This is a genomic window from Paenibacillus sp. FSL H3-0333, assembly GCF_038002805.1.
Classification (GTDB): Bacteria; Bacillota; Bacilli; order Paenibacillales; family Paenibacillaceae; genus Paenibacillus_AQ; species Paenibacillus_AQ silagei.
In genome coordinates, this window is sequence record NZ_JBBODG010000001.1 from 4,107,064 (window position 1) to 4,129,706 (window position 22,643).

The 22,643-nt window shown below is 52.8% G+C and carries 21 protein-coding genes; 16 read left to right on the forward strand and 5 right to left on the reverse strand.

What is annotated here, in order from left to right; genetic code table 11:
• Positions 1-31: 31 nt before the first annotated feature.
• The gene (xerS, locus tag MHH78_RS18615; RefSeq protein WP_341170342.1) at positions 32-1,126 is read right to left on the reverse strand and encodes a tyrosine recombinase XerS; all 1,095 of its coding nucleotides are present in this window, start codon (positions 1,124-1,126) and stop codon (positions 32-34) included.
• Positions 1,127-1,261: 135 nt separating this feature from the next.
• Here xerS and MHH78_RS18620 point away from each other — a divergent pair, with 135 nt between their 5' ends.
• The 5 genes from MHH78_RS18620 (at position 1,262) to MHH78_RS18640 (ending at position 5,099) form a co-directional block, all read left to right on the forward strand.
• The gene (locus MHH78_RS18620) at positions 1,262-1,771 is read left to right on the forward strand and encodes a GNAT family N-acetyltransferase (protein WP_341168369.1); all 510 of its coding nucleotides are present in this window, start codon (positions 1,262-1,264) and stop codon (positions 1,769-1,771) included.
• An 81-nt stretch (positions 1,772-1,852) separates the two neighbouring features.
• On the forward strand, positions 1,853-2,875 hold the full coding sequence (locus MHH78_RS18625; protein WP_341168370.1) for a hypothetical protein: 1,023 nt from the start codon (positions 1,853-1,855) through the stop codon (positions 2,873-2,875).
• A gap of 189 nt (positions 2,876-3,064) precedes the next feature.
• Positions 3,065-3,697, forward strand: a complete 633-nt coding sequence (locus tag MHH78_RS18630) for a TetR/AcrR family transcriptional regulator (RefSeq protein WP_341168371.1) — start codon at positions 3,065-3,067, stop codon at positions 3,695-3,697.
• Between the two features lies 1 nt (position 3,698).
• On the forward strand, positions 3,699-4,598 hold the full coding sequence (locus MHH78_RS18635; protein WP_341168372.1) for a hypothetical protein: 900 nt from the start codon (positions 3,699-3,701) through the stop codon (positions 4,596-4,598).
• A gap of 12 nt (positions 4,599-4,610) precedes the next feature.
• A complete protein-coding gene (locus tag MHH78_RS18640; RefSeq protein WP_341168373.1) occupies positions 4,611-5,099 on the forward strand; it encodes a flavodoxin domain-containing protein in 489 nt (162 codons plus the stop codon).
• Positions 5,100-5,716: 617 nt separating this feature from the next.
• Here the strand turns inward: MHH78_RS18640 and MHH78_RS18645 are convergent.
• Positions 5,717-6,652 carry a Gfo/Idh/MocA family protein gene (locus MHH78_RS18645; RefSeq protein ID WP_341168374.1) on the reverse strand — a complete coding sequence of 312 codons (936 nt, stop codon included), beginning with the start codon at positions 6,650-6,652 and terminating at the stop codon, positions 5,717-5,719.
• 101 nt (positions 6,653-6,753) lie between these two features.
• Between MHH78_RS18645 and MHH78_RS18650 the strand changes: the two genes are divergently transcribed.
• The 8 genes from MHH78_RS18650 to MHH78_RS18685 all read left to right on the forward strand — a co-directional run bounded on the left by MHH78_RS18650 (position 6,754) and on the right by MHH78_RS18685 (position 15,843).
• On the forward strand, positions 6,754-7,725 hold the full coding sequence (locus MHH78_RS18650) for a helix-turn-helix transcriptional regulator (protein ID WP_341168375.1): 972 nt from the start codon (positions 6,754-6,756) through the stop codon (positions 7,723-7,725).
• Between the two features lie 228 nt (positions 7,726-7,953).
• Positions 7,954-9,759 (forward strand): cache domain-containing sensor histidine kinase, encoded by a 1,806-nt coding sequence (locus tag MHH78_RS18655; RefSeq protein WP_341168376.1) that lies wholly within the window; start codon positions 7,954-7,956, stop codon positions 9,757-9,759.
• Positions 9,752-10,519, forward strand: a complete 768-nt coding sequence (locus MHH78_RS18660; RefSeq protein ID WP_341168377.1) for a response regulator transcription factor — start codon at positions 9,752-9,754, stop codon at positions 10,517-10,519. The genes MHH78_RS18655 and MHH78_RS18660 overlap by 8 nt, the downstream gene beginning before the upstream one ends.
• Before the next feature lie 130 nt (positions 10,520-10,649).
• Entirely contained in the window at positions 10,650-11,939 is a 1,290-nt protein-coding gene (locus MHH78_RS18665; protein ID WP_341168378.1) for an ABC transporter substrate-binding protein, read from the forward strand.
• An 83-nt stretch (positions 11,940-12,022) separates the two neighbouring features.
• Positions 12,023-12,715, forward strand: coding sequence for a hypothetical protein (locus tag MHH78_RS18670; RefSeq protein ID WP_341168379.1), 693 nt, complete (start codon positions 12,023-12,025; stop codon positions 12,713-12,715).
• Positions 12,716-12,733: 18 nt separating this feature from the next.
• Positions 12,734-13,648 (forward strand): carbohydrate ABC transporter permease, encoded by a 915-nt coding sequence (locus MHH78_RS18675; protein ID WP_076079292.1) that lies wholly within the window; start codon positions 12,734-12,736, stop codon positions 13,646-13,648.
• Entirely contained in the window at positions 13,632-14,480 is an 849-nt protein-coding gene (locus tag MHH78_RS18680; protein WP_209873783.1) for a carbohydrate ABC transporter permease, read from the forward strand. Before MHH78_RS18675 ends, MHH78_RS18680 begins: the two co-directional genes overlap by 17 nt.
• 13 nt (positions 14,481-14,493) lie before the next feature.
• Positions 14,494-15,843 carry an FAD-dependent oxidoreductase gene (locus MHH78_RS18685; protein ID WP_341168380.1) on the forward strand — a complete coding sequence of 450 codons (1,350 nt, stop codon included), beginning with the start codon at positions 14,494-14,496 and terminating at the stop codon, positions 15,841-15,843.
• Between the two features lie 227 nt (positions 15,844-16,070).
• Here MHH78_RS18685 and MHH78_RS18690 read toward each other — a convergent pair whose 3' ends face one another.
• On the reverse strand, positions 16,071-17,312 hold the full coding sequence (locus MHH78_RS18690; RefSeq protein ID WP_076079289.1) for an MDR family MFS transporter: 1,242 nt from the start codon (positions 17,310-17,312) through the stop codon (positions 16,071-16,073).
• 144 nt (positions 17,313-17,456) lie between these two features.
• Between MHH78_RS18690 and MHH78_RS18695 the strand changes: the two genes are divergently transcribed.
• Positions 17,457-19,241, forward strand: a complete 1,785-nt coding sequence (locus MHH78_RS18695) for an ABC transporter substrate-binding protein (RefSeq protein ID WP_341168381.1) — start codon at positions 17,457-17,459, stop codon at positions 19,239-19,241.
• A 72-nt stretch (positions 19,242-19,313) separates the two neighbouring features.
• Here MHH78_RS18695 and MHH78_RS18700 read toward each other — a convergent pair whose 3' ends face one another.
• Positions 19,314-19,487: a hypothetical protein gene (locus tag MHH78_RS18700; RefSeq protein WP_200869554.1), complete on the reverse strand. Its 174-nt coding sequence runs from the start codon at positions 19,485-19,487 to the stop codon at positions 19,314-19,316.
• 333 nt (positions 19,488-19,820) lie between these two features.
• Between MHH78_RS18700 and MHH78_RS18705 the strand changes: the two genes are divergently transcribed.
• The gene (locus MHH78_RS18705) at positions 19,821-21,041 is read left to right on the forward strand and encodes an aminotransferase class I/II-fold pyridoxal phosphate-dependent enzyme (RefSeq protein ID WP_341168382.1); all 1,221 of its coding nucleotides are present in this window, start codon (positions 19,821-19,823) and stop codon (positions 21,039-21,041) included.
• A gap of 121 nt (positions 21,042-21,162) precedes the next feature.
• On the forward strand, positions 21,163-21,519 hold the full coding sequence (locus MHH78_RS18710; protein ID WP_051478104.1) for a hypothetical protein: 357 nt from the start codon (positions 21,163-21,165) through the stop codon (positions 21,517-21,519).
• A gap of 140 nt (positions 21,520-21,659) precedes the next feature.
• Here the strand turns inward: MHH78_RS18710 and MHH78_RS18715 are convergent, their stop codons facing one another.
• Complete coding sequence (locus tag MHH78_RS18715; RefSeq protein WP_341168383.1) at positions 21,660-22,610, reverse strand: alpha/beta hydrolase; 951 nt, start codon at positions 22,608-22,610, stop codon at positions 21,660-21,662.
• Positions 22,611-22,643 lie beyond the last annotated feature (33 nt).

A 22,643-nucleotide genomic window follows, 5' to 3' on the forward strand; every position in this document is an offset into this window, starting at 1 on the left:
ATAAATGAGATTAACATAGCGGTCAGGCAGCTTACTGCGGCGGTTCATTGTTCATACGGCGTTCGATCGCCTCGGACATCGTTTTATCTGTGAGATGAGCATAGATCTCGGTAGTCTCCGTAGAAGCATGGCCCAATTGTTCCTTCGTCCGGTAGATGTCATTCTGCAGGTAATAATCGGTGGCAAAAGAGTGCCGCAGCTTATGCACCGTCAGATAAGGCTTGCCGAACCGTTTGGCGTATTTGATGATCATCTCCTGGATGGCCCGTTTGGTCATCCGTTTGCCTTCTTTGCTGCCGTTGGGCAGGGCAATGAAGAGCGCTTTTTCCCGTTTCGGCGTCTTGTACCTGCTCTGGCGGAGGCTTAGATACAAGCTGAGATCATCCTTCGACTGTTCCCGGAAATAGACCGGGGTCTTGAAGGTCTCGTCGTTATGACCCTTGCGGAAGACATAGAGCAGCTTATTGTTGACATCCAGATCATCCACGTTGAGATTGACCACCTCGGAGACGCGGAGGCCGGAATTGAGGATCAGACTGGCAATACAGGCATCCCGTTCACGGTTATGCTGCCAAGAATAATAAGCCTGCTTATTGGCTTCCACAGCTGTGCCATATCCTTCATAGATGTAGCCAACGAACTCCAGCAGCTCCTCGTCCTCCAGAATTTTACCTTTGAGCTTGGCGGCGGTGTCCTTCGGTTTGTGAATGCGTTTGATCTCAACCTTCGCCATAATGTTACGCTTCAGCAGCGGGTAGAAGTTCTCATCCTCGGCAATCTGGCTCAGATAATGGAACAGCGAGCGCAGCGCAGACAGCTTACGGGATACGGTCACCCGCGAATTGGCATTCTCAGCCCGGGTGGTCAAGTGCAGACGGTAGCCGACAATGCTGTCCATATGCAGCGTCTCCAGCTCAAGCAGGGTGATGTCAGCATTGCTGGCCGCAACAGAGAGACCTTCACCCCGCAGCCAGCCGAAAAAGGATTCATAGTCCCGGATATACTCCAGCAGCGTGGAGGGGGACAAATCCGGCCGTTTATAGTCGATAAACTGCTGGACAAACCAGGGCATCTGCGGCAGCCGCTGATCCAGGTTTGCCCGGTCGGTCGCTTTTTGAATACTGATGAGCTTCACCTTCTTTATAGTTTCCCCAAGGGGGAGGGCTGTCCTTCTATATTACCATGTTTCTGGCAAACCTTGCTCCTGATGAGACAAAGTTATATGATGGGTAGTAAACAAAAACGGTTGAGGTGAACCTGAATGGAACTTGGAATCGAGCTGGTTCCTAAAGAGCAGAAGCAGATTATCAGCAGATTAATGCAGTTCTACTTGTATGACTTTACCCGCTATCTGGAGCTGCAGGTCGACCGTGAAGGGTTGTTCCCGTCCTATCCGGGACTTGAGGCTTACTGGAACAGCGGTAAAAATAAATTTGTCTACCTGTTCACCGTAGACGGCAATGTCGCAGGCTTTGCCCTGATCGACCGTCTGCTGCGCGACCCGGAGGGCGAGTTCTATATGACGGAGTTTTTTGTAATGCAGCGCTACCGGCGCAGCGGGGTAGGAACCTGGGCCGCACACCGGCTGTTCGATATGTTCCCCGGCAACTGGAAGGTGTCACAGATTCGTGCCAACACTCCAGCACGGGATTTCTGGCACCGGGTCATCGGAGCTTACACCGGCGGTGATTTCCAGGAGCGGTTCAACTCCCGCCAAGGCAATCCGAGTCAATACTTCAGTACATTAAATTCTAATAGGATAAAAAAATAAATCTGTTCCCTCTGCCTGTACTTGCCGGCGTTCACCGCAACTATTGCCTGTTTCCAGCGTCTGGTAACTGAGGTGATTAGATTGTCCAAGCGAATGAGCTTATGGGGAGCGGGCTGTATAGCGGTTACAATAGCAATCAGCACAGGCTGCAGCAATGGGGCGGATCAGGGCTCTTCGGGTGCAGAGCGTACGGATCAGCCGTCAGCAACGCCCGCGGCCGCTACGGCTACAATAGCTGCTCTTGCGACCGCGGTTCCTACTCCGGCTGCAACAGCTGCGCCTGCTGTTAAATCCGTGTCGCTGATTCCCGAAGTACGGGACTATTCAGGGAGCGGCAGGGGCTACGAGCTGGATGGCGTCAATGTTCAAGCGGATTACTCCGCAGACCAGACTTTACCGCTCGGGGTGTTTTTGCCGGAGACGATGATCCGTTTTGAACAGGACGGAAGAACGGCATGGGGGACTGCGGACAAGTATAATTATATTACGTTGATTAAGCTAAGCTCTGAGAATGGTACAAAAGGCGGGAAGTTCGAACCCGGTACAGACCCGGGACTGCTGAAGTTCAAGGAATATGAAGGGAGCAGGGTGGAGGGGGACCGGAGGGTTGAGGCATTTATTTTCTCAGCCTATAAGGATACTTACCGGGCCGAGATCCATATTCAGGACGAACAACGGGATGCGCTGCTTCCACTCTTCATATCCATGCTGAGTGGTATGGAGTACATGGAGAAGCAACCGCCGATTAAGCCGGGAGTCTTCTTCAAGGTCCCTGATGTAGGCTCCAGTCCGGGCAACAAGCAAGCGCTCCAGGAGACACTGGACTGTATTGCAGCCTGGGCCGCCGGAGACAAAGAGAAGTTCGCTGCCACGATGTATTCACCGCTGCTTAATGACAACTTACAGTACTTGCTGGATCATAAGAATGTTTACCGTTTCCATAAACTGACCGTAGTCGGAATTCCTGTCGAGGGAGCCAAACGGGCGGCCTTCTATGTGGAGTTTACGCAGATGACCTCTGAGGGCTATATTACTGAGGGTAATTACGAGATTTCATTGCTGCCGAATAAGCAGGGGGAGTGGAAGATTGCCAATATTGATTAGGCGGAGCATCTGCCGAAGCTCGAAAGCTTGAGACACCTGCGGGGTTTCAGGCTTTTTTGCCGTAATGTATAAATGATCACAACCTTTCCAAGTACCGGCGTCTATAATCTAAGTTGAACGATGTTCAATAACATTACAGTGTTCAATCCAGCGGAACAGCAACACTCTGACAGAAGGAGTCTAACGATCATGGGCAAAGCAGAGAGACAAGAGCAGGAGCGCGAAGCGATGCGTAATCTGATTCTCACTACGGCTGGCGAGCTGCTAGCAGAGAAGGGGATCAGGCAGCTGTCGATCCGCAAAATCGCGGAACGGATGGAGTATTCGGCCGGCATTATTTATCACTATTTTCAAGGAAAAGAGGAGATTGTGGAACAGCTTCTTCAGCGGGGCTACCGGGAGCTAATGGGCGGACTGATTGCCGGATCGGAGGCCTCGCCGGATGAAGAATCTCCAGAAGAGCGCTTAAGACGCACGCTGAGACAGTTCATTAAGGTCACAACCGTTGAAGGCTCACAGTACCGGAGTATGATGCTGAATGATTCGCCGTCCGTGCTTAGCCACACCGGAGTTTTGCATCAGGGAGCAGCCCTGGAACGCAGCGGGATCGCGGGTCTCTGTGATACGCTCCGTCAATTCAGCGGGATGGCCTCCTGTGAGCAGAGGGAGCTTGAACTCACCGCCCAAATCATCTGGAGCGCAGCCTTCGGGCTGATAATGAGACTGATGGTGGAGGGGAATCTGCCTGAGGGGCAGAAGGAGGCTCTGATTAACCGGCACATAGAAGCCATGGTGCATATTGCACAAGGATCGGAGGATTAAGATGAGACATAGACGAGCCATTACCTTTTTAACGTGGATGGTGATCATGCTCGGTGTTGTTGCGTCAGGCATCGGGCTATTTTCAGGGGAAGGATCTGAGAATGAGGGGAGCCATCCCATCTTCACCTCCATCCGGGGAGAACAGATTGAATTGTACGGAAGCGGAATCTACAAGAATGATTCTTTGTCCGCAGCAGCACAGGCGATTGCTCAAGATGGCGTTACCTTAGTGGTCGGCATTCCATTGCTGCTGATTTCCTTGCTTTTGAGTCTCAGCAGACGAATCAGAGGGCGGCTGCTGCTTGCCGGGACACTCGGATATTTCACATATACGTACGCATCCTACTCTTTCCTGGCGATGTATAATCCTCTGTTTCTGGTCTATGTCATGTTGTTTTCGGCGGGGTTGTATGCGTTTATATTAGTTTTTCGCTCGCTGGAGCGGGACGGGATATCCTTCAACTCGAAGCTTCCGGCCCGAAGCATCGGCTTTATTCTCCTGATGATTGCCTTCCTGATTATCATGTTATGGCTCGGCCGGATTGCAGGCGCCTGGCAGGAGGGGAGCACGCCTGAAGGGCTGGAGCATTACACTACGCTAGTAATTCAAGCCCTGGATTTAGGCATTTTGCTTCCGCTTATGGTGGTTACAGGGGCAATGCTCATCCGCAGACAGCCATACGGTAATCTTCTTGCTTCGGTTGTTCTGGTAAAAGCCGCAACCCTGCTGACCTCCATCTCCTCCATGATAATTGGGATGCTGAGGGCAGGGGTTCATGTCTCCATGGTAGAGTTAATCCTGTTCCCGATCTTCAATCTGGCAGTCATCTGGTGTCTCATTCTTGTACTTCGCAACGCACAGGAAACCGCACCACCTGCAAGCCCATTACCTATAGAATAGAGGCGGACTTAAATGAGCAATCGGATCTTGATCGTGTATGCAAGCAAATACGGATGTACGGAAAAAGCCGCATTACTGCTGCAAGCCAGGCTTGACGGGGGAGAGGTAGTGAATCTGCGGTATGCCAAGGTGCCGGACTTGAAGGCTTATGACACAGTAATTCTAGGCGGCTCCATCTACTATGGCAGAATCCGGAAGGAGATGGCTGCATTCACAGCCCAGCACAAGCAGGAGCTTTTAACCAAACGGCTGGGATTGTTCATCTGTGCAGGAATGACAGGGGAGAAGGGGGAGCAGGAGCTTAAGCAGGCTTATCCCGAGATTATCTACAACAAGGCGCTTGCCAGGGAAGTGATGGGGGATGAGATCTACCCGGAGCGGATATCTGCGCTGGATAAGTGGGTTATACGTATGGTTAAAGGCAAGGAGCACAAGACAGGAGGCGGGCTGTCCATGGATAAGCTGGAACGCTTCGCGCATACGATGTCAGCAGGCGAGTAAGGTTGAGGGGAAATGAGGATTGGCGAAGATGAAGGGAAGCGGCAGGGTTTTGAAGCGATAAAGCGTGGAATCTAAATAACATCAAAGAAACATAATTATTATTATGTTAACTTATAATCGAACACATAACACCTAACATCTTCATTACTCCTAATAACAATATTTCAACATATGAAAAATTCACAATAATAAGAACAACAATATCATCTAATCACTACACACCATCTCAAACTTCAACTGGACTTAACTACTAACACAGGGAAAAAGAGATCCAACCCCTACCAAAACTAGCCTTCGCTGTCAACCTGACCGGGCAGGATACGTATGGAAACACGTGGAAAAATGTATCTTGTTTTACCCTTATCCGATGGATTTCCTAAAGCAATTGGAAAAACAGCAACTACTGGAGGCGATTTCGCGTATTTGCCGAGAATGTCTCTAAAGAAGTGCCATTTTTCCATCTGTTACCACATCAGGGGCGATTCGTTCATCAGCAAGTGTACAAAATCCAACTGTTACTGCTCACTAAACTTCGCGTTGTACTGGGCATGCTCGATAGTCTGCGCTAGTCTGTATTAGCCAGCCTCTGACCGTTAAGGTCAGAATTAGGCTGTACTCTATGTAAGCATATCCGTCAGCTTAGAAGCCATGTCTGCTGACTTCAGTGCAGATTGCAGCGACAGGCCGGAGTCCGTCCCGTCCCGGAGAGACAATAGGGCATGGCGCAGGCTTTTCTCATAAGGATTGTTCGGGATTACCGGGATCGCCGTCTTGCCCTCAGAAGTATAGCTGGTTAGGCTGGCTTCAACCTCTCCGTTCGCAGCATTGGTCTCTTGGAATACCAGCTTGCCGCGCTCGAAATAAGCTTCGTAACCAACCGTGAACGGGTACACTTCCGGCATCTGTGAAGAGACGGTTATGTGCGCGCTAACACCAGTGTTAGTGAAAGAAGCATGAACCAGCGCCTGACCGTCCACACCTCCAGAGGTCCCACAGACGGAAGAGGGTACAGGGGTGTCCAGCAGCCACGCGATAGCATCCAGATCATGAATCATCAGATTGGCAGCGATCGCGGACAAGCCCAGATCCCCCCACACCGGGGCGGTCTCCCTGCGGAAGCTGACATGCAGCAGTTGGCCGTAGGTGGATTCACGGGCGGACTGTTCCAGGTATTCATAGGCATAATCGAATTTGATGAATTGATTGACGAGGATTCTGCGGCCATACCGCTGTTCGGCGTCCAGCAGCTCCCGCCCTTCTTCCGGCTCCAGAACAACCGGCGTCTCGCAAAAAACATGTTTGCCCCGTCTCATCGCCTCTACCGCATAGGTCTTATGTAGTGCAGACGGCAGGCAGATATCCACTACGTCAATCGAGGGATCAGACAGAATGTCCTCAGCATTCATCGTAATCTCTACCCCCAGCTCTTCCTTCAGCTTCAGCAGCTTGTCCTCATCTCTCCCGAAGACCACGATCCTGTTCACGAACTCCATTTGCTTCAGCAGAGAGGCGTGATACGCCCCGAATCCAGTTCCCAATAGGCCAATATTCATTTGCAGCAGCTCCTTGATTTTGATACATTCATCTTAACGCAGTATTGTTGACAACAGAGTGGCAAGAATAGATGACGAATAAGAAGGTTTGGGGGAGAAGCATGCGGCTGCACCGATTGATTGCTATACTTTTACTGCTTGAATCCCGGGGCCGGATGAAGGCGAACGAGCTGTCCATCGCCCTCGAAACGTCCGTCCGCTCCATTTACAGAGATATCGATGTGTTGGCGGAGTCTGGAATCCCGCTGGTCACCACCACCGGGCCGAACGGCGGGATTTCGCTCATGGAAGGCTATACGGTGAATCTGCGGAGACTGCATGGGGAAGAGGTGGTACAGCTCTTTTTGACCGGGATGGGAATGCCGGCGGGCGGTTCAGGAGAGACCAGTCTGCTGCTCAAAAATGCGCTCCTGAAGCTGGAAGCAAGCTTGCCTGCTCCGTATCAAGAGGATATTCGTACCGCGCAGCGCCGGTTTCTGTTCGATGATACGCCGTGGTGGAGCGGTCAGGCAGCGGTGCCGTATCTTGAGATTCTGCGCACTGCGGTGTGGCGGGGACGGAAGATTGCGGCAGAGTACCTTAAGGTGAATGGGGAGAGCTCGCAGCGGAAGCTGCAGCCTTATGGACTCATCGTGAAGCAGGGGGAATGGTATCTTGCCGCCTACTGCGAGAGCGCCGGGGATCTGCGGACATTCAAGTGCGAACGGTTCACAGCCGTTACTTTATTGGAGGAGACCTATGCCATCCCTGAGCATTTCTCCCTCCAAGCATACTGGAGTCAAGCAGAGCAAGCCTTCGTTCAGACCAGCAGAGCGCGGGAGTTCTATCCGGTGGTCATCCGTACCCGTGTTAAGAATGAACAGATGTTGCAGGGGCTGGAGGTTATGAATACCGGATCTGATGGAGATGCCTGGCTGTTTACTGTGAATATGTATGATTATAGCTCGGCCTGTGCGAGGGTGCTGCCGCTATTGGTTCATGCTGAAATTGTGGGGCCGCCAGAGCTGAGAGAGTATGTCAGCAATCAAGTGCGAATGTGGGATAAAATGTATAATTGCAGTAAGGCGACATAATCAATATTATGTTAACTAATTCTACAATCGAAGAGTGAAAATAATAAACCCCAGACCTTGCTTTTCAGCAGGTTTGGGGTTTATTGACTTTGTTGAACCGTACCTTTTCCAAACATAAGAGGATAGAATTCAAATACGGAACATTATACGATAAACTGTATAGAGGTTTGGATGTCAGATAACTTGACAAAAGGAGGACATGAGATGCTGCGGAGGCTGATCCTACGGTTGAGAAGAAGTAAAATGCGTACCAGACTGCTGCTCTTGTTCACCATGCTTACGCTGCTGCCGTTAAGTGTGCAGGGGATGGTGACGTACCGTCATTTCTCCTCCACCTTAAACGAGAAAACAAAGCAATATACGGTGGATGTCGCCGGACAGGCCAACGCCAATCTGGACAGGCTGCTGAAGGATCTGGAGCGGTTGTCGCTGATGCCTCTGTATGACGAGCAGGTGTTATCTATTCTGGCTAAATACGATGGTCCTATGGGCTCAGGCACATGGGCGCTGTCTGATGATTATCAGAAAATGAAGCTATATACCTCCGCACAGGCGTACGACCGCCCGGAAATCCGGGGCATTCACCTGCTGAGCAACAGCGGAACCCTGTTCTCCAACGTGGAGCCGCTGGCGGTCAACACCTCATGGGACGGCAGGCATGACGAATGGTTCAGCGCCTTGGAGCAGTCGGACGGCGAGTGGATCATTCTTCCTCCGCATCATCCCTCTTATTATGCCGGAACCGACCCCTCAGCCTATATTTCGGTAGCCAGGGTGATCAAGGAACCCAGAACACTGAGGCGTCTGGGTTACATACTCATCGACGCTAAGCAGTCAGCCTTCGGCTCCGTCTTCTCTAAGCTGAAGATTGAAGAGTCTACGAACCTGATGATCATCGACGGAGACCAGCGCTTGCTGTATGAGCAAAAGCCGGATAACGGGCAGTCGGCCTACGGCGAGCTTATGGGCTCCGGGCGGATCAAGGACCTGCATGGCGGGGAGCGGGAGAGGCTGGGAGGCACAGATTATTTGTTTGTCAGCCATAAGTCCCCATATTCGGGCTTGTCCGTCATCGGTCTGACCCCCATTGGAGTCATGCTGAAGGAATCGCGTGCGATGATGATTTTCACGTTATGGCTTGCTCTCTTTTGCCTGGTGACGGTGCTGCTGCTCGCTTATGCGGTATCGTACCGGATTACCCTCCCTCTGGTAGAGCTCAAGAGCAATATGTCCAGGGTGGAGCGGGGTGATTTCAACATGCGGGTCAGTCCGCTGGGGGGAGATGAATTCGGGCAGCTCGGGCGCGGATTTAACAAGATGATGGACGAAATCAACCGCCTGTTTCATGAGGTGCTCGTTATTGGACTCCGGGAGAAGGAGGCTGAGCTGTCCGCCCTGCAGAGTCAGATTAACCCGCATTTTATCTATAATACGCTGGAATCGATCAATATGATGGCCGTCCAGCACAGGCATGATGAGGTATCGGATATGGTATCCGCACTGGGCAAGCTGCTTCGCTATACGATTGACAAGGCCGGCCGGCTCGTGTCGCTGGGAGAGGAAATCGCGTTCGTAGACTCTTACGTCCGTATCCAGCAAATTCGTTTCGGCGGTAAGCTGACGGTGCATAACGAGATTGAAGAGGAAGTGCAGCATCTACGCATTCCGAAGCTCACCATTCAGCCGCTGGTGGAGAATGCCATCGATCACGGGATCGCCGGACGCGAAGAAGGCACGATCTGGGTGTCAGCGCTGCGTTTTGACAACGAGCTATTGATTACGGTGCGTGACGACGGGAACGGCTTAGAGGAGGAGGAACTCACGGCGCTGAACCGGGAGATCGAACAAGATCCTTCCATGGATTCGCTCCGGCGCAGCGAGGAGGAGAGTCTGGGGCTGCGCAATATCGGCCAGCGGATCAAGCTGCTGTACGGAGAAGGAGGGAGCCTCACGGTTGACGGAAGTCCGGGACAAGGGCTGGCCGTGACTATTACGATAACGATACCGGAATCAGGGGGAGAAGAGGATGTATAAAGTGCTGCTCGTAGAGGACGAGATCGTGATTAGACAAGGGATGCGCGAGCTAATTAGCAGGTCGGCACCCTTTTTCGAGGTGACCGCTGAAATGCCGGGCGGACGGGAGGCGCTCCTGTACTTAAAGTCCGAGCTGCCGGACGTAATGATTACCGATATCCGTATGAAGGAAATGGACGGACTGGCGCTGGCCGAAAAGGTGAAGTCGATGTATCCCGGGCTGCTGGTCATTATTGTGAGCGGATACGGCGAATTTGAATATGCTCAAAAAGCCATAGAATACGGAGTTCTTCATTACCTGCTAAAGCCCGTAGAACGCCATGAGCTGGTTAGCGTGATGGAAAAAGCACGGCTGCTGCTCGATAAGCGTCATGGCATAACTTCTCTGGAACAGACGCCAGGCCCGCTGCGGGTGGAGAGCGGAGGAGATACACGCAAGATTATACGGGATGTTAAGGAATATGTCAGACTGCATATTGACGGTGATCTGCGGCTGCAGACGGTAGCTTCCCATGTCAATCTGAACGCTACGTATTTGAGCCAGCTGTTCAAGGGAGAGGCGGGCTGCAATTATTCAGACTATGTAACCGATTCCCGGATGGAACGTGCGAAATGGCTGCTCAGCCATACCCAGCTCAAAATATATGATGTCGCCCGGTTATCCGGCCATCAAAGCCCAAAGCATTTCATGCTGGTATTCAAGCAGCAGACGGGGATGACGGGTGGAGAATACCGCAATCAATTTAATAGTCATGAATGAAATGTTAGTTATTCTAACGTAAAACATAAATATAACGAACCATTCCTGTATTTTGGATGATTTCTACACCGAATACGTCTCCTTTATACTAAAAGAGTCATTAAAACTAACATATCAAAGGGGGATATTCATGAAAAAAGCAGGAGCAGTGCTTCTTTCAGCCATGCTGCTGGGCTTGACGGCAGGTTGTGCCAAGCCCGCAGCAAGCGGAAATGCCGAGAGTCCCGGGAAACAGGAAGATGTGGAGTTAAAGTTTCTAATGTGGGGCAATCAAGGGCATATGGATGTGTACAACAAGCTGATCAGCCAATTCGAAGCAGACAATCCGGGCATTAAGGTGACTATGGATTCGGTGCCATTCACGGATTATCAGCAGAAAATATCGGTGCTGGCCGCAGGGAAATCCCTTCCGGATATCGCCTGGGTATCGGAGCGGATGATCCCGCAGTTCAAGGCTAACGGTATTCTGGCGGATGTCTCCTCCTTCAAAGACGATGCTTCCTTTAACCTGGACGATTATATTCCGAGCACACTAGACTTGTTCCGGGACGGGGATCAATTGCTGGGCCTGCCGTTCTCAACACCGCCGGTGGTCATGTTCTACAACAAGACATTGTTCGACAAGGCGAACCTGACAGACCCGAATACGCTGGCCTCCGAAGGGAAATGGACCTGGAAGACCTTTGAGGAATCGGCCAAAGCAATTGCTGTCAAAGACGCTGGGGGCCGGGTATATGGCGCGAATTTCTTCCGTGACTGGAAGACCTGGGCGATTCTATCTTCGTACGCGTGGTCTTATGGAAGCGGCCCGTTCAATGAGGATCTGACCGCGTTCACCTGGAATGACCAGTACGGCGTGGAGACCATGGAGCTGCTGGAGCGGATGATGTATGAGGACGAATCCCACCCGAAAGCAGGCGAGCAGATCAGCTTCGACGCAGGGAATCTGGGCATGTTCTTCGACAACTACAGCTATGTCTCGAAAGCGCGTGACATTAAAGGGTTTGAATGGAGCATTGCTCCGATGCCGTCCGGCTCCGCAGGCAGTGTTCCGATGCTGGGCCAAGCAGGCTATACGCTGTTCAAGGACAGCAAGCATCCAGAGGAAGCCAAAAAGCTGCTCAAGCTGTTCGCCAGCCAGTCAGGCATTGAGGCGACCTCCACCTATTTCGTACCTCCGCGCACATCTGTGCTGAGTTCCGATGCGTTCCTGAAACAGCCGAACAACCCGCCAGCTGAGCACATCGTGCAAGCGGTTATCGATGAAATGCCGAAGGCGCGCATCATTCCGGGCCACATCCGCTGGCAGGATATCGACAATGCGGTGCTGCAAGGCTTTGACCGCCTGTTCGGCAGGTCCGCGTCCGCCAAGGACAACATGAAGCAGATGCAGACCGATGTCGAGGCCATTTTGAAATAAGACTCCGGGCAAGGGCCGTCAACCGGTGTGCGGGACCATGGAGCATCCCGCTTGACGGACCGCCCGGCAAGGGAGCGAAAACCATGGGTAAATTGAAGCAAAGATTGGAGCAAAGCGGCCTGTCCTTGTTCGTCAGCCTTCCTGCCAACGATGTGAGATTGGCGAAGGCAGCGCTTGAGGAAGGCGCGGATGCTCTGAAGGTTCATTTTAATGTCGGCCACCGGGCCAGTGGTACGCATTTCGGTCCGCTTGAGGGCTATGAAGACATTTTTAGCGAGATCCGCTCTTCCTTTGACGGTCCCTTGGGGGTAGTGCCCTCAGGCAGCTTAGAAGGTGTGGCGGAAGAAGAGATTAGGCGGCTTGCTCCGCTCGGGTTCGATTTCTATTCGATCTATGCCCATCATCTGCCGTCCTTTATGCTGGAGGACCATGGATTGGACCGGACCTTTGCCATTAATGACACCTATGATCTTAGTCAGGTTCAGGCAGGGGCGCAATTCGGGATCACGGCGCTTGAAGCTTCAATTGTGCCCGGCAGTGAATACGGTACGGGTCTTAGCTTCGCAGATCTGCTGAAATACCGGTATCTGGCTGACCATTCCGGTCTTCCCGTGCTGGTGCCTTCCCAACGCAAACTGGTCACTGGAGATATACCGTCCTTGCAGCACGCGGGAGTGAAAGCGATCATGTTAGGTGCGGTGGTGACGGGCAAGACAGAAGATGAGCTGCGGCGTGCGGTTAGCTGGTTCCGTGGTGCAATAGACAAATTGAGCTAGGGGGCGGTGAATTCCGGCATGAACAGAAAGGTCAAGAGACGAAACAAGGGTCCGCTTGCCCGCGAGGCACAGGTGACCGGATGGCTTTTTATATCGCCAATGCTGCTTGGTTTCACGTTATTATTGTTATTTCCGATGGGGAAAGCGCTCTATATGAGCCTAAATGACTGGCCGCTGCTTGGCGAGCACCGGTTTGTCGGTCTGGATAATTACAAGGATATTGCGGTGGACCCGCTGTTCTGGAAGGTCTTCGGCAACACAGCTTATTTCACGCTGGGACTGGTGCCGTTTAACATTGTGCTGGCTCTGATGCTGGCGCTGCTGTTATCCCGGAGCTTAAAGGGCATCGGCATCTTCCGTACCGCGATCTTCGTTCCCGTAATGACTTCGCTAATCGTCTGGTCCATCGTCTGGAAGTACATGTTCGCCACCGATTCCGGGCTGATCAATCAGCTGCTGATGTTGTTCAACATTAAAGGAGCCGCCTGGCTGTATGATGAGAGACTGGCGATGCCAGCCGTTATTGTGACAAGTGTACTGAAGAACGTGGGCCTAAATATGGTGCTCTTCATCGCTGCGATCCAGCAGGTATCGCGTTCGTTATATGAGGCGGCTGAGCTGGACGGGGCGGGCAAGACCAAAACCTTTTTCAACGTGACCCTGCCTATGATTACGCCCACCGTATTTCTGACTGTAGTGATGACCGTAATCGGCTCGCTAAAGGTGTTCGGCCAGATCTACGTCATGACCCAGGGCGGACCGAGTAACAGCACCAAGGTACTGGTCTACTACATTTGGGAAAAAGCGTTCAAGCTGTTCCAAATGGGCTACGCTTCGGCGCTGGCATTTGTGTTGTTCTTTGTCGTGTTGATCTTGACTCTGCTGCAGTGGCAGCTGCGAAAGAGGTGGGTATTCAATGAAGGCGACGCCTAACACCAGCAAAAGGCTGTCTGTAGCAGGAGTGTATGCTGCATTAACGGCGGTATCGCTGATTATGCTTGTTCCGTTTCTGTGGATGCTGTCCACTTCCTTCAAACGGCCGCAGGATATTTTCACCTACCCGCCGCAGCTGATTCCGCCGGTATTCCAGTTTCAGAATTATGTGGATGTCTTTACACTGATCCCGTTTCACCGCTTCTATTTTAACAGTGTCTATATCTCGTTTGTCGTCGTGGCGGGAACGGTATTTTTCGCTTCGCTGGCCGGTTATGCGTTTGCCAAAATTCCCTTCACAGGCAGAAATGCCGTGTTTCTGGTGCTGCTCAGCGCGATGATGATCCCGCATGAAGTGACGGCGATCCCGATGTTTCTGTTCATGCGCGACCTGGGCTGGATTGACACGCATCTGCCGCTGATTCTGCTGCCGATCTTCGGCGCAAGCGGCGTGTTCGGAATCTTCGTCATGCGGCAATTCTTCATTACTGTACCTACGGAGCTTGAGGAGGCGGCGATGATTGACGGCTGCAGCCGGTTCCGCATTTACTGGACAATTATGCTGCCGATTGCCCGTCCCGGCATGGCGACACTGACGATCTTCACGTTCGTGTCCATCTGGAATGAGTTCTTCGACCCGCTTATTTTCATTAATACCCGTGAGCTGATGACCTTGCCGCTGGGATTATCGTTGTTTACAGATGAAGTGGGCACTTCCTGGCATTATCTGATGAGCGCTACCGTCATGGCAACCGTGCCGCTGCTGATCGTCTTCTTCCTGGCGCAGAAGCGGTTCATCGAGGGCGTAGCCATGACAGGGCTGAAGGAATAGCACACATAAAGGAGTGGATGATATGAATCCTGCAATAGAGGCAGATGTCGTTGTCGTGGGGGGCGGCCCGGCAGGAATCACGGCGGCCATCGCCGCCGGACGGCTGGGTGCACAGACCGTGCTCATTGAACGTTACGGGTTCGTGGGCGGGATGTCCACCGCTGCTATGGTCTATCCTTGGATGACCTTTCACACCGATAGCGGCGAGCAGGTGATCAAGGGCATCGCTCAGGAAATTGTAGACCGGCTGCAGGCAAACGGCGGTTCGCCGGGCCATCTCCGGGATACGGTAGGCTTCGTGCATACGTTGACGCCGTACCATCCTGAGATTTATCAAGTGGTAGCTACAGATATGCTGCATGAAGCTGGGGTGAAGCTGCTTCTGCACAGCTTTGTGGATGAGGTGCTGGTCAGTGACGGCGCGATTGAACATGTCGTGGTGACCAATAAATCCGGGCGTACGCCTGTAACGGGGCGTATCTTCGTGGATTGCAGCGGAGATGCCGACGTAGCGAAGCTGTCCGGGGCTGAAACGCTGCAAGGCCGGGAGGGGGATAACCGTTCCCAGCCGATGACGATGAAGTTCAGAATGCGCGGCGTTGATTTGCACAAGGTCAAAGCGTATATGATCAGCCATCCCGAAGAGTTCTACAGCAAAACACCGATCGCTGAACTGCCGGACCTGCCGCTCACCGGAGTAAGCGGATTCTACTCGCAATGGAAGCGGGCAGAGGTGCCGATTAACCGCGATCAGGTCTTGTTCTTTGCCGGTCCGGCAGACGATGAGGTGCTGATCAACTGCACCCGTGTCCAGGGGCTGGACGCAACGAATGCGGAAGATCTGACCTTGGCGGAACAGGAGGGCCGCAAGCAGGTGCTGCTCATGGCCGAGTTTCTGAAGCGCGATGTTCCGGGCTTCGAACGGGCCTCAATCTCAGCGGTTGCGCCGCAGATCGGCATCCGCGAATCGCGGCGGATCAAAGGGCATTACCTGCTAACCCAAGAAGATGTCGTAGAAGGCCGGAAGTTCAGTGATGTCATTGCCCGCAGCGGCTACCCGATCGACATTCACGATCCGTCCGGCAAGGGGGTAACGGCTTCCTTCATCGCCGGAGACGGCGCTTACGATATTCCGTACGGCTGTCTGCTATCCGCCAATGTGTCCAATCTGCTGGCTGCAGGCAGATGCATCTCGACCTCGCACGAAGCGCTGGCCACGACCCGGCTGACGCCAAGCTGCATGGCCACGGGCCAGGCGGCCGGAACAGCTGCGGCGCTCGCGGCGGCCGCAGGGGTGAAGCCGCAGGCGCTCGATATCCTTCAGCTGCAGGAGCAGCTGAAGCGGGATGGGGTAGTATTATAGAGCTGCGGAGCGGGAAGGTAGTCGAAAAACCGATTACATTGGGCACTGGGAGGGTTCGTGGGCGCTTTAGTTGCAGTATAATTATCATTTCACGACATAACAAATGTTATGTTAACCAATTGACTATTAGAGACGATCAAAAAATCTAAAAACAATGATAAGTATACACTAATAAACCCCAAACCCGCTTTACAGCAGGTCTGGGGTTTATTTTCGTCTCAAATAGCTCAAGCACCAAGCTCACGCTGCGCACTTACTTCAGCAAGCTCGCGGATGCGGAGTCTTTTATGCGCGGTAATCAGGAAAGGAAGGCCGAGCGCCGTGGACAGCGCAAGCGGTACGAACACAGCGGGCCCGTTCAGAGCGCCGAACTGATCCAGCAGCAGTCCTCCAAGAATAGGCGCCATGACGCTGCCTATATTATTGAAGCCAATCGTGCCGAAATAGGTGCCTTTCCATTCCGGCTTGGCGATCCGGTCGATCAGCATATCCATCATCGTGAAGAGCAGGACCTCCCCGACAGTGAACAGGACCACGCTGAACATCAGCAGGGGCACCCCTCCGGGCATCCCGAACAGTAGCAGACTAAGCGCTACAAAGACATTGCCCAGAATCAGCGGAATCAGCGGCGGGAATTTTCTGGCTATGCGCACTATCGGATACTGCACGACCAGCACTGTTACGGCATTTAGCGACAACATGTAAGAGAAGACCTGTGCGCCATTGCTGAAGTGTGGATTCATCGCCAGATACTGAGCCAGCGTTGAGCCAAAGTGGCCGTACCCAAGGACGCAGAAGATGGTTCCCAGCAGAACGGGCAGAAATACCTTATCTCTTCCGGTAACCGCGAGCGCATCAAGCAGCTTCGGGGTCTGGGCTTTTCCATGAACAGGCAGGCTGGCACGGTGCACCGAGAATTGCAGGAACAGAACAAGTCCATAGGCGATATAGACGATCCCTGCGATCACGAACGGGAAGGTGGACTTGGCGGAGCCGAGCTGGAGGCCGATAATCGGTCCGAAGACCACGCCCAGATTGATCGCAGCATACCGCAGGTTGTAGACCAGTAATTTTTGATCTGGAGGGGTGATATCCGACAACAATGCCCGTGAAGTTGGTTCAAATACGGCGCGGCACAGTCCGTTGAGCGTGTTCACCAAGAAAAACACCCATAAATGCTGTGCTGCGGCGAAGCCGAAGAATACGCAGGCCCAGCCGAACACGGAGACCAGCATGACGATCCGGCGCCCGATCACATCCGAGATATAACCGCCGTAGAAGCTGATCATTACCCCTGCCAGCGAGCTGACGGCCACAGTGAACCCGGTCTGGGTAGCGGATGCGCCAAGCACCTGCGTGAGATAAATAGAGAGAAAAGGAATGCTCATTGAAGTAACCAGCCGTCCGAACATCGTTCCGATGATGATGGTCCAGGCCAGCGGGTGAATATGGCGCAGATGTTGTTTCATTTGAATCCCTGTCTCCTAATCAATAGTTTGAATTTGAAGCATGCTTCTTATCGAATGATTATGTATAATTGTATAGAACAAAGGGGGAAATAAAAGTGTAAGAATCATATGCCACTTTTCACCTTTTAAAAGGAGCTTGATCATATGGACACCAGCAGCACGCATTATCTCTGTTTGGCCGCAGCCTTGGCTCCGGCATATAACCTCCAGCAGCCGGTTCCAGTGACGATTGAGCAGTTGACCGGTATCCTGTGCTGCACACCGCGCAATGTGAAGTTTATTCTGCGGAAGCTGGAGGAGCAGCAGCTAATTGCCTGGATACCCGGAAGAGGGAGAGGAAATCGCTCGCAGATGACTTTTTTGCGTCATATAGATGAGGTACTGGAGGAGAGATTTCAGGAGCTGGTCAGCAAAGGCCGGATTAAGCCTGCCATCGAATTGATTGGTCAATACCCGGTTAACGAGCCGCTCAAAGAACGCCTGCTGGCGGTTCTCGATAAGCAAATGGGCTTCTGGAGCGAACCCGGCTCCACATCCGGGCAGGAGGTGCTCCGAATCTCCCGTAACCGTGCGATGGAGAAGCTGGACCCGGCCACCGTATACACCGCTTTTGAGACCTATTTGCTGGGGCATATTTGCAGTACCCTGATTACCTATGATGCACAGAACGAGATTTTCCTGCCGGGGCTGGCCCACACGTGGGAGGCGAACGAGAGCAGTACAAGCTACCTGTTCTATCTGCGCAAGGGGGTGCGATTCCACCACGGCCGCATGATGACTTCCCGGGATGTAAAAGAAACCCTGCAGCGTCTGATCGGGCTTAAAAGTCCGGCGATCTGTCATTTTGAGGATATCATTCATGTGGAGCTGGAGGGGGACTACGTTATACGGTTCGATCTGGTGCAGCCTAATTTCTTCTTCCTTCATCTGTTCAGCTCGATCTATATGTCGATTGTTCCGTATGATATGGATTTCGCAGCGAATCCGGTCGGCACGGGGCCCTATCAGGTAGTGGATCTGAGCCAGGATGTGCTTGTGCTCAGCGCTTACGATCTCTACTATGGAATACGCCCTTTGCTGGACCGGGTCGAGATCTGGTACCTACCGCATTTGGCCTCGGGGGTACGTCAATATCAGCTGACCCATGCCAGTACCAGCCTGAACAGCTTACCGGCAGCGGAGGACGGGAGGAGTCACAATATCGATTATCCGGCTGTCGGGTGCAGATACATTCTGTTTAATTTTAGAAAAGAAGGCATACACCATCATCCCGCGCTCCGGCAGGCCATGCGTATCCTCTATAATCAGCTTGCTCTGATCCGTGAGCTGGGAGGCAACCGGATTATGCCGGCAGACAGCTTCCTTCCCTGGCAGAGTAGTAAGCGGGAGTTCGAAGAGCCGCTATTGGAGGAAGCACGGGCACTGCTTGAGGCAGACGGATACAAAGGAGAGGCGGTGAAGCTGGCCTACCGCACCCACCAAGAGGAGCGGGATGAGGCTTTATGGCTGCAGGAGCGCTGCAGGAAGATTGGGCTACTGCTTGAGCTGTGCCCCGTATCCGAATATGACCTGCCGGACCTGATAAACCAAGCGGATCTTGTGATCTGCGAAGAAGTACTGGAGGATGACTGGCAGTGGGGGATGATTAATTATTTTCGCAATGAGTCGAATTATCTGCATCACCTCTTGCTGGACAGCCAGAAATCTGAGCTCACAGAGGTGCTGAAGCCTTTCGCCCGGCAGGCCGCCGGGGAGAGGGCAGAGGTACTGGAACTGGCCGAAGGCAAGCTGAGAGCTAACGGTTGGGTCCTGTATGGCTGTCACATGAATAAAAAAGCGCAATTAAGTCAGAATTTGTTCGGACTGGAGCCTGGCTCCTTCGGATTTTTGGATATCTCCAAGCTGTGGGTGAAATCGGGGTTTGAGTAGGCACAAAGAAACGGTCGCTCTCCTGAAGGGGGGAGCAGGCCGTTTTTTTGTGCAATAACCTTACAACTTAATTCAGACCGCTTGCTGCTGCTTGCCGTCACATTTCTTGCAGACCGTCAGCTTCTCACCCTCCGGGCCTTTACCGAAATACAAAAGCTTGATCCGGGTGCTCCCGCAGATCGGACAGGTGCCCCTGGCCCGGGAGGGGGTAGTGTAAAGTGCTTTACCGCGCTTATTCTTGGACATGTATATTCCCACTTTCATCTGTAATACTCTATCCTATGCCCGGGTGGCAGCGGCGATTCGACGGAGGCATATATTCCTTAATAACAAACAAAATCGCCTCCAAAAAACAGCGTATAACATAAATTATACGCTGTTTCGCGTCATATCGATTTCTAAATCACTTCCCGCACTAGTTGTCACCTTAAATATAGTGATTTTAGTAGAATAATATATTAATAATGGAATTAATGCCCATGTGGAGAGCGTTGCAGAGAATGTGTCTGTTCTTTCAACTCTTCGGATTGCGGAACCCATGCTATACTATTTAAAAAAACATACGCTGGAGGGAGTCCATTGATTAATAGCAGCAAGCAGCATAAATGGAGGTCAGACAAGCTGGCTCATCTGGGATCATCGATCTTTGCCGAGGTGGCTGCCTGGAAGTCAGAAGCCCGGCAAGCGGGAGTGGAGATTATCGATCTTGGAATTGGCAGTCCGGACCGGGCGCCTCTGCCGGAGATCCGTCAGGCATTAAGTCAAGCAGTACTGCGGGAGGACAGCTATGCCTATCCGTCATCCAAAGGGAGTACAGCGCTGCGCAATCAGGCGGCGAGATGGATGCAGTGGCGATTTGGCGCGGAGGTAGACCCGGAGGAGGAAATGGTGTCCCTGATGGGTTCGCAGGACGGGCTGGCGCATCTGGCCCTGGCCATCTGCAATCCCGGTGATCTGGCGATTGTGCCGGACCCCGGTTATCCCATTTATTCAGGGGCGCTCGCAATTGCAGGGGTTAAGTCTTGGCCGCTGCCACTCCTGGAGGAGAATGCGTTCCGGCCGGATCTGGAGCGAATTCCTGATGAGGTCTGGCGCGAAGCATCTTTTATCCTGCTCAGCTTTCCCGGCAATCCGATTTCGGTTACTGTGGATCTGGCTTATATGGAGCGGCTCGTGGAGCTTGCCCGTAAGTGGGAGGTGCTGGTCGTGCATGATCTGGCGTATTCAGAGATGGGCTTCGATGGATACCGGCCGATCAGCATTCTCCAGGTACCTGGGGCGCGGGACACCGCCGTTGAATTTCATTCCTTCTCCAAAAGCTTCAACATGGCCGGCTGCCGCATCGGCTTCATGACGGGCAATGCTCAGGCCGTCGGGGCGCTGCGGGAGCTGAAAAGCAATGTCGATTACGGCGTCTTCGAGCCGATTCAAGAAGCGGCGGTTGTGGCGCTGGAGCAAGCGATGATCTCCGGGCCGGACCAAGGGGTGGCTGAGCTGTATGAGCGGCGGCGGAATCTTGTGGTAGAGGCGCTGCATCTTGAAGGGTGGGCGGTGCCCTCGCCGGAAGCTACTATGTTTATTTGGGCGAGGCTACCAGTTGCCTATGGAAGTACAGGAGAGGCCGGAAGTTCACGCCGCTTCGCGCATGACCTACTGCTGAGAACCGGTGTAGCGGTCATTCCGGGAGATGCTTTTGGCAGCCAGGGGGAAGGGTATGTGCGAATTGCACTGGTAGAGGAGGAAGAACGTCTGCTGGAAGCTGCCCGGAGGATCGGGAAGTTTCTGCGTTCGGGGAGATGAGGATGTAAGATGTGAGAAGTGCCATTGAGCAACATAATTAACATTATGTCAACCAATGTAATTCGCTGATCTGAATTCGGGGTAATAAGGATCAACTACAGATTTTCAGGAGGTTGACCTTATGGGATTTAACATTGGAGGATTAGGCGATAAAATACAAGGAGTAGTCGGTTCCCTCAAAGAAGGCCGTGCCTACGAGCTGCTGCAGAAATTACCGCTAGACAAGCTGCCTGTCGAGCAACTGCTGCAGAAGCTGCCGCTGGAGCAACTGCTATCTAGTTCTTTTCTGCAAAAGTTCACTCCGTTCGAGTCCTTGAAGGATCTGCTGCAAAAAGGGGGTTTCTCTGCCGGATCAGCAGAGGAGATAAAATCGCTCCCGTCGGATCAGCTTGATGAGCATGTAGCGAAGACTACTTCCTTCGGTTCACTGAAGGATATGCTGATCAAAGCAGCGGAGTTCTATTCCCAGCGGAAATAGATGGACCGCAGGTTGGTTTGAGGCAGGTAGTCTAAACCGCACTGCTGCCGGTTCCGGCAACCTCATATATGTAAGCAAGCCCGCACTGGAATTCTCCGGTACGGGCTTGCTTTATTTTTACATAGTTATATTCCAGGGACTTAGTGCTTCAACCAAGCCGTTGCCAGCAGCAAAGCTCCTTGGTTAGCCTTAGTGTCTGCCAGCGCGTTAAGCATCACGAAATCGTGGATAATGCCCTGGAAGCGTACAGCCGTAACGGGAACGCCTGCTTCGCGAAGCTTATTCGCATAGGCCTCTCCTTCATCACGAAGCACATCGGCTTCACCTGTGATAATCAGGGCTTCCGGCAGACCGCTAAGCTGGTCCAGACTGGCGCGCAGCGGAGAGGCCGTAATCTGTGCCCGCTCCTCAGGATCGGTGGTATATTGATCCCAGAACCATTTCATGCCTTCGCGCTGGAGGAAATATCCTTCTGCGAACTGATGATACGATTCGGTATCGAAGGAAGCATCTGTAACCGGATAGAAAAGTAATTGCTTAGAGATGGCCGGACCGCTGCGTTCTTTGGCCATTAGGGTGATGGCAGCAGTCATGTTACCGCCGACACTGTCCCCGGCGACACTCATCCTGGATGCATCCAGTCCGTACGTGGAGCCTTCACTAGCAATCCATTCCAGGACTGCGTAGATTTCTTCAATGGCCGTAGGATATTTGGCTTCCGGGGACAGGCTGTATTCCGGGAATACCACCGCGGCGCCCGTACCCACAGTCAGCTCGCGGATGAGCCGGTCATGCGTGTGACTGTTGCCGAATACCCAGCCTGCTCCATGAATGTAGAGAATGACCGGCAAGGAAGTGCCGGAGGTGCCTACCGGACGGACAATGCGGACCTTCACTTCACCGCCGGGGCCGCCTGCTACGGTCAGATCCTGAAGATCTGCCTCGGGTTTTTCGATATCGCCAGCCTGAACGGTGTTGACCGTTTCGCGGCCTTTTTCCGGACCCAGATCGGGCAGGAAGGGAGGCTTGGCATTATCATCGGCGAATTTCTGAGCTGCTGGTTCAAGAATAACTCTTTTATGATCAGACATAGGTTACAGTCTCCTTCTTCTAGCAGATTAGGT

Bases quoted from the DNA above. Each gene is read 5' to 3' on its own strand.
- MHH78_RS18690 (WP_076079289.1), bottom strand. From the start codon at position 17,312: ATGAAACAACATCTGCGCCATATTCACCCGCTGGCCTGGACCATCATC.
- MHH78_RS18680 (WP_209873783.1), top strand. From the start codon at position 13,632: ATGAAGGCGACGCCTAACACCAGCAAAAGGCTGTCTGTAGCAGGAGTG.
- MHH78_RS18710 (WP_051478104.1), top strand. From the start codon at position 21,163: ATGGGATTTAACATTGGAGGATTAGGCGATAAAATACAAGGAGTAGTC.
- MHH78_RS18640 (WP_341168373.1), top strand. From the start codon at position 4,611: ATGAGCAATCGGATCTTGATCGTGTATGCAAGCAAATACGGATGTACG.
- MHH78_RS18700 (WP_200869554.1), bottom strand. From the start codon at position 19,487: ATGTCCAAGAATAAGCGCGGTAAAGCACTTTACACTACCCCCTCCCGG.
- MHH78_RS18665 (WP_341168378.1), top strand. From the start codon at position 10,650: ATGAAAAAAGCAGGAGCAGTGCTTCTTTCAGCCATGCTGCTGGGCTTG.
- MHH78_RS18635 (WP_341168372.1), top strand. From the start codon at position 3,699: ATGAGACATAGACGAGCCATTACCTTTTTAACGTGGATGGTGATCATG.
- MHH78_RS18630 (WP_341168371.1), top strand. From the start codon at position 3,065: ATGGGCAAAGCAGAGAGACAAGAGCAGGAGCGCGAAGCGATGCGTAAT.
- MHH78_RS18670 (WP_341168379.1), top strand. From the start codon at position 12,023: ATGGGTAAATTGAAGCAAAGATTGGAGCAAAGCGGCCTGTCCTTGTTC.
- MHH78_RS18645 (WP_341168374.1), bottom strand. From the start codon at position 6,652: ATGAATATTGGCCTATTGGGAACTGGATTCGGGGCGTATCACGCCTCT.
- MHH78_RS18695 (WP_341168381.1), top strand. From the start codon at position 17,457: ATGGACACCAGCAGCACGCATTATCTCTGTTTGGCCGCAGCCTTGGCT.
- MHH78_RS18715 (WP_341168383.1), bottom strand. From the start codon at position 22,610: ATGTCTGATCATAAAAGAGTTATTCTTGAACCAGCAGCTCAGAAATTC.
- MHH78_RS18650 (WP_341168375.1), top strand. From the start codon at position 6,754: ATGCGGCTGCACCGATTGATTGCTATACTTTTACTGCTTGAATCCCGG.
- MHH78_RS18660 (WP_341168377.1), top strand. From the start codon at position 9,752: ATGTATAAAGTGCTGCTCGTAGAGGACGAGATCGTGATTAGACAAGGG.
- MHH78_RS18675 (WP_076079292.1), top strand. From the start codon at position 12,734: ATGAACAGAAAGGTCAAGAGACGAAACAAGGGTCCGCTTGCCCGCGAG.
- MHH78_RS18620 (WP_341168369.1), top strand. From the start codon at position 1,262: ATGGAACTTGGAATCGAGCTGGTTCCTAAAGAGCAGAAGCAGATTATC.